The following is a 6,032-nucleotide window of genomic DNA, read 5'->3' as shown; positions in this document are numbered from 1 at the left end:
GGGCCTGTTCGAGCTACCGGTGAGGGTCGTCTACAACGCTTCGGACAGCGTGCCACCCGGCTGGTACCGCATCGACCCGGACGCGCTGCCAAGGGTCGGGGACCTGGTCCTGGTACGCCTGCCAAGCGACGCGGCCCAGCTTGCATCTCGCCGTGGATACCTTCCGATTGAGATACCGATGCTCAAGCCGGTTTTCGCAGCGCCGCCACAGCGCGCCTGTGCGATCGGCTCGCGTCTACTGGTGGACGGCGCTACGGCAGTAGAGGCGCGTGCATACGACCGCCGCGGCCGCCCCATACCGCAGTGGCGAGGATGCCGCCCTCTGGTGGATGACGAACTCCTGCTGCTTTCCCCGCGCCATGACGACTCGTTCGACAGCCGCTATTTCGGTCCCGTCAGCACGCATACCGTGCTGGGCACGGCACATCGTTTGTTTGCCGATTAGTGGCGAATGGGGCTCCGAGAGGCGTGAAAGGCGGAGGGCAAGATAAAAGGGAACCCTACGCCGTTACGCGTGGGCTCAGTCTGCACGTGGGTTGGAGACGGCACGGCCGTTGCCGTCTCGAGTGCCTGTCAGCGCCGGCGACGCACCGGCCATGCGGGCGACCGGAGCACCCCTTCGCCCCACTACGCCCACCTGGGAGGCAATGATGGACGATCGGGATAGCTTTCATGAGGACCGATTCCGGCCTCGCGTCGCGCCGCCGAAGCAGCGTGGCCAGGCCTTCATTGGCCAGGTACTTCGCCAGGCCAACAAGACGGGCGTCCAGGCGCGCGCGGGATCGGCAAGGCCAGGCGCCCGCCTCGGCCGTGGTCATGTCATGGCTCAGTTCGGCCGCACAGGTCGCTCGGTCCATTTGCGGCGTGTCGCCGTCAAGACGCGCCTGGTGAATCTCCAACGCGCCGGCAGGCGATCCACGTCGACGCACCTGCGCTACATCGAGCGAGAGGGCGTCGGGCGTGATGGCGAGCCGGGCAAGGCCTACGGCGCACTGACCGATGAGGTCGATATTCAGGCGTTCGAAGCGCGCGGCCGCGATGATCGCCATCAGTTTCGCCTTATCGTCTCGCCCGAGGACGCGAACTCGCTCGATGACCTGCGCACCTTCACCCGGCACCTGATGGAGCGAGTCTCGTCGGACCTGGGAACGCGGCTCGATTGGGTAGCCGTCGACCACTGGAACACCGACAACCCGCACACCCATATCGTGTTGAGGGGTAAAGACGAATCCGGCCGGGATCTGGTCATCGCCAGGGATTACATCGCCCATGGGATGCGCGAGCGGGCATCGGCGCTGGCGACCGATTGGCTCGGGCTGCGCACGGAACGGGAGATTGCGCAAAGCGCTCAGCGCGAAGTGACGCAGGATCGCTGGACGAGCCTGGATCGCATGCTCGCCCGCCAGATGCCGCCGGAAGGACTGCAATTGAACGCTCTTGGACGCCACCCGCGGTGCCAACAGCTGATCGGGCGCCTCCAGCACCTGGAACGATTAGGGCTCGCCAGGCAGGGAACGGGGGGGCACTGGCGGGTATTCGATCAGGCCGAGCGAACGCTGCGCGAGATGGGCGAGCGCGGCGATATCCTGCGGACGATGCAGCGCGCCATGGCCGGCACCCAGCGGGACCTGCATATCGTTCAGCCGGGACATGACGGCTGTATCATCGGGCGGGTGGCAGCCAAGGGGCTGGCCGGTGACGCCCACGACCAGCCTTACCTGGTGGTCGATGGCGTGGACGGCCGCGCCCACCACGTCACGCTCGCGCGCGAGGCACAGCTATCGAGCTACCCGGTCGATGCAATCGTCGAGGTCAGGGGTACCTTCCCGCCACGTGCAATGGATAACCGGATAGCCGCCCTGGCGGTCGATGGCCTGTACGCCCGGGATACGCATCGCGCCATGCTAACGAAGCGAGACCCGGAGATCGACGGGGAATCACTGCTCGATGCACACGAGCGCCGACTCGAAGCCTTGCGCCGCGCCGGTATCGTCGAGCGGGTAGGCAACGGCTTATGGCGCGTTCCGCAGGACCTTGCGGAAAAGGGGAGCCGCTACGACGCGCAGCGCTCGAGCGGTGTGGCGGTAACGGTCCATTCGCGACTGCCAATCGATCGCCAGGTGAGGGCCATGGGTGCCACCTGGCTCGACGCGCAACTCGTGGGACGAGCAGCGGAGCCGGCGACACACGGCTTCGGCGCAGAGGTTCGCACGTGCCTGCGCGAACGAGCGGATTTCCTGGCGGAACTAGGGCTGGTACAGCGACAGGGCGAGCGGATGTCATTCACCCCGAACCTGCTGGGAACGCTTCGCCAGCGCGAACTGGCCGCCACGGTGGAAGGAATCGAGGAACGAACCGGCATGCGGCATCTCGCGCCGGTCGACGGCGTGCCGATCACCGGCGTCTACCGGAGGTATGTGGACCTTGCCAGCGGGCGCTACGCGCAGCTTGAACATGACGGTGGCTTCAGCCTGGTGCCCTGGAAGCCGGTCATCGAGCCGCGGCGCGGACATTTGGTGACCGCACGGCTCCAGCGCAACCAGGTGTCATGGAACATCGGGCGCTCGCGCGGCCCGGTCATTGAATGAGCGACGCGTCTTCTGGGCTGGGGATCGGGGCCTGGTTGGTCAGCCACTGCTCGAAACGGCGTCCCTGCGCCTGCCCTTCCCTGGCCGCGTAATAGACCAGCCGCAGGTCGCGGTCGACGTCGATCGTCAAGGACGTATGGTCGAACACGACCGGGCCAACCTCGGGGACGCTAAGATACCGAACCCCCTGGCACGGGCCATGGATATCCTGCTGGCGCCACCAGATCCTGAAGTCGGTATCGACCTTTTCCAGGTCCTTGACCAGGTTGCCGATGTCCGGATCGAGCGGGGCCCTGACGAAGTCGCGGCGGAAGCTCGACAGGATTTGCAGCGCCTGATCCTGCCAGGGATCGAACAGGGTGCGCATCGAGGGGGCGGTAAACAGCAGCCAGAGCAGGTTGCGGCGCTCGGCCGGAAAGCTCGAGAAGCCAAACAGCCGATCGGCCGCAGCATTCCAGGCCAGCACGTCCCAACGCAGGTTCAACACATACGCCGGGCGCAACGGCAGATCGGCCATCAGCCGGTGCACGAGGGGCGGAACCACGCACCACGTCTTGCCCGGCTCTGGCGGCAAGCGCTGATGGGCCAGCAGGAACAGATGGCGACGTTCTGTCGCATCGAGCTTGAGCGTCCGGGCCAGGTTCTCGAGAAATGTCGCCGATACGCCGATATCCCTGCCCTGCTCCAGCCAGGTGTACCAGGACAACCCCACCCCAGCGAGCGCGGCCACCTCCTCTCGTCGAAGGCCCGGCGTACGGCGCCTGACGCCCGACGGCAGGCCAACCTCCTCCGGCGTAATGCGTTCACGGCGGCTGCGCAGGAAGTCGGCAAGCTCGGTGCGGTTTCGTTCGAAGCTTCGCGGTGCGCTCATCCAATTACCTCCAGTAACAGCATAACCAGTCAAATTGTAACCCCCTGGCACCGGTACTAAGAATAGCGCCTCGTCGCGCAAAGCCCCATTGCAGAGCAGTCGGTAGGGGGCAAGGCGGCCAGATCGCTAGGAGAGATACGGATGTACCAATCATTGCTTCGCGAACAGCTGGAGTCATTGAAGTCCTCCAACCAGTACCGCACGTTCACAACGCTCAGCCGCATCTGTGGCCAGTACCCGCTGGCAAAGCTGCAGGGCAGCGACCGGGAGCCGGTCGTTGTCTGGTGCAGCAACGACTACCTGGGAATGTCCCAGCACCCGGCGGTGCGCCAGCAGATGCACGTCGCACTCGAGACCTACGGCGCCGGCTCCGGCGGCTCGCGCAATATCGGCGGATCCCATGAGCTGTATGCCCGCCTGGAAGCCAGCCTTGCCGAGTGGCATGGCAAGGAGGCCGCGCTGGTCTTTCCAACCGGCTTCGGCTCGAACGATGCGACCCTGCAATGCCTGCTGCGCCAGATTCCAGACTGTTTGGTGGCGAGCGACGCCATGAACCACGCCTCGATCGTCAATGGCATTCGGGCAACACCCAACGAGCGCAAGGTATTCAGGCACAACGATGCCCGTCATCTCGATGAGATCCTGGCTGGCTACCCACTCGGGCAGCCAAAGCTCGTGGTGTTTGAGTCGATTTACTCAATGGACGGCGACATCGCGCCAATCGAACGTATCGTCGAGGTTGCCAAGCGCCACAACGCGCTGACGTACCTGGACGAGGTTCATGCGGTGGGCATGTACGGTCCGCGCGGTGCCGGCATTGCCGCGCAGCTCGGACTGGCCGGCGAGATCGACATCATCCAGGGCACGATGGCCAAGGCCATCGGGGTCATTGGCGGGTACATCGCCTCGAGCCAGGTCATCGTCGATGCCGTGCGTTCCTTCGCAACCGGCTTCATCTTCACCACTTCGCTGCCACCGGCGGTTACGGCCGGCTGCCTTGCAAGCGTCGAATACCTCAAGGCTCACGACGACGAACGCACCCAGCTGCACGCCAAGACCGCGCTTCTTCGTGAACGGCTCAAGCAGTACGACATCCCGGTCATGCCCTGCTCGCAGACGCACGTGTTGCCCGTTCTCGTTGGCGAGGCCGAACGGTGCAAGGCTGCCGCCCAGCGCCTGCTCCATACCCACCGCGTGTACCTCCAGCCAATCAACTATCCGTCGGTACGCGTGGGCACGGAGCGCTTTCGCATCAACGCCACGCCCAACCACAGCGAAGCGCAGATCGCGCAGCTCGCCGCAGCGCTGGACGAGACATTCGCGCACTTCGACATCCCCAGGGCTTCGCGTGCCTTCAAGACGGAGGTGGCGTGATGGGCGATTCGTTATTCAACGTGCGCAGCGCGACCGCGCTCGACATCCCGATGCTGATCGAGCTGCGCGGCGTACTGCTCGACGGCACCGACGCCAGCTACTCAAGCCGCACGCCAGAAGCGTGCGCTCGCTGGCGAGCGGCGTACCGGACTTGGCTGAGCAGCATCCTCGGCGCGAACGACAATGTCCGTGTGCTTGCCGTCGAGCATCGCGACTCCGGCCAGGTGATTGGGTGCGCGACCGGCATCATCGACGCGAGGGCCCCCACCGCCGCGAACCCGAACGGGTTGTCAGGGTGGGTGCAGTCGGTCGTGGTAGCACCGCAGTTCCGTGCCAGAGGCATAGCCCGCGAGCTCATGACCACTTTGCTGCGTTGGTTCGACAACCGCGAGGTGCGCACCGTCGTGCTGCAAACCACAGAAGACGGGGCGCAGCTTTACTCGTCGCTAGGCTTCCAGCCCAGCGGCGAGCGCTTGCTGGTCCGCCAGGAGACGCCGACATGAAGGTGCTCATTATCGGCCTGGGTTATGCCGGACTGCGATGGCAGCACGCACTCGAATACGTCGGTCGCACATGCGGTGTCGGGATGTCGATCGCCTATCTGGATCGCCGAGAAAGGCCGAGCACGCTAGAGCGAATCGGGACCATCGAGCAAGCGCTCGAGGCGTTTGGACCCGATCTGATCGTGGTCAGCGTCAATGACGTGAGCCATGCCTCGGTGCTTGGCCAACTGCGCGGCTATCACGGATTCGTCATTTGCGAAAAACCGCTGGTCACACCGGCTGACGACCTTAGATCCATCGACACCGCCCTCGCTTCGCTCAATGGCTTCGCGCTCAACCTGGTCGAGCGCTACTCGGCTGCGAGCCAGACGCTTCGCGAGTGGGTCGCTCGACATCGGTGGCGCCTGGTGCGGGCCCACTTCAACTGGGGCAAGGACCGTATCAACGATTATCGCCCGACCTGCGGCGTTACAAGTGAAGTGATCCATGCACTAGACCTCGTGAACTGGATTTGCCCCATCGAAGGTCCGTGGTCAGTCGACGAGGTGATCGGCGTTCGATCGGACTTCTCGATATCCGGCCCCGCCGTGCTCGACACGGTGATGGTCGGCGCAACGCTCGGCGAGGCCCCCGTCACCGGCTACAGCAGTTTCGTCCATGTCGTACGCCAGCGCACCGTCGACTGGTCGTTCGTGG

6 protein-coding genes are annotated in these 6,032 nt (G+C 64.8%); 5 read left to right on the top strand and 1 reads right to left on the bottom strand.

Features of this window, described 5'->3' with window-relative positions:
• A partial coding sequence (locus ACN0S4_RS13495; protein ID WP_417658143.1) for a S26 family signal peptidase occupies positions 1-445 on the top strand: 445 nt, incomplete at its 5' end.
• Between the two features lie 202 nt (positions 446-647).
• Positions 648-2,588 carry a DUF3363 domain-containing protein gene (locus ACN0S4_RS13490; protein WP_417658142.1) on the top strand — a complete coding sequence of 647 codons (1,941 nt, stop codon included), beginning with the start codon at positions 648-650 and terminating at the stop codon, positions 2,586-2,588.
• Here the strand turns inward: ACN0S4_RS13490 and ACN0S4_RS13485 are convergent.
• Positions 2,578-3,459, bottom strand: a complete 882-nt coding sequence (locus ACN0S4_RS13485; RefSeq protein WP_226687120.1) for a helix-turn-helix transcriptional regulator — start codon at positions 3,457-3,459, stop codon at positions 2,578-2,580. The two genes, ACN0S4_RS13490 and ACN0S4_RS13485, sit on opposite strands and share 11 nt — an antisense overlap.
• A gap of 141 nt (positions 3,460-3,600) precedes the next feature.
• On the opposite strand from ACN0S4_RS13485, the gene hemA reads away from it, so the two are divergent.
• The 3 genes from hemA to ACN0S4_RS13470 all read left to right on the top strand — a co-directional run.
• Positions 3,601-4,833, top strand: a complete 1,233-nt coding sequence (gene hemA / locus ACN0S4_RS13480; protein ID WP_312143550.1) for a 5-aminolevulinate synthase — start codon at positions 3,601-3,603, stop codon at positions 4,831-4,833.
• A complete protein-coding gene (locus tag ACN0S4_RS13475; RefSeq protein WP_038659339.1) occupies positions 4,833-5,336 on the top strand; it encodes a GNAT family N-acetyltransferase in 504 nt (167 codons plus the stop codon). Before hemA ends, ACN0S4_RS13475 begins: the two co-directional genes overlap by 1 nt.
• The coding region (locus ACN0S4_RS13470) for an oxidoreductase (protein WP_417658141.1) at positions 5,333-6,032 on the top strand (700 nt) is incomplete at its 3' end. The genes ACN0S4_RS13475 and ACN0S4_RS13470, both read left to right, overlap by 4 nt.

The organism is Pseudidiomarina aestuarii (assembly GCF_048263735.1).
GTDB classification, from domain to species: domain Bacteria; phylum Pseudomonadota; class Gammaproteobacteria; order Enterobacterales; family Alteromonadaceae; genus Pseudidiomarina; species Pseudidiomarina aestuarii_B.
This window is presented reverse-complemented; position numbering and strand designations above follow the sequence as displayed.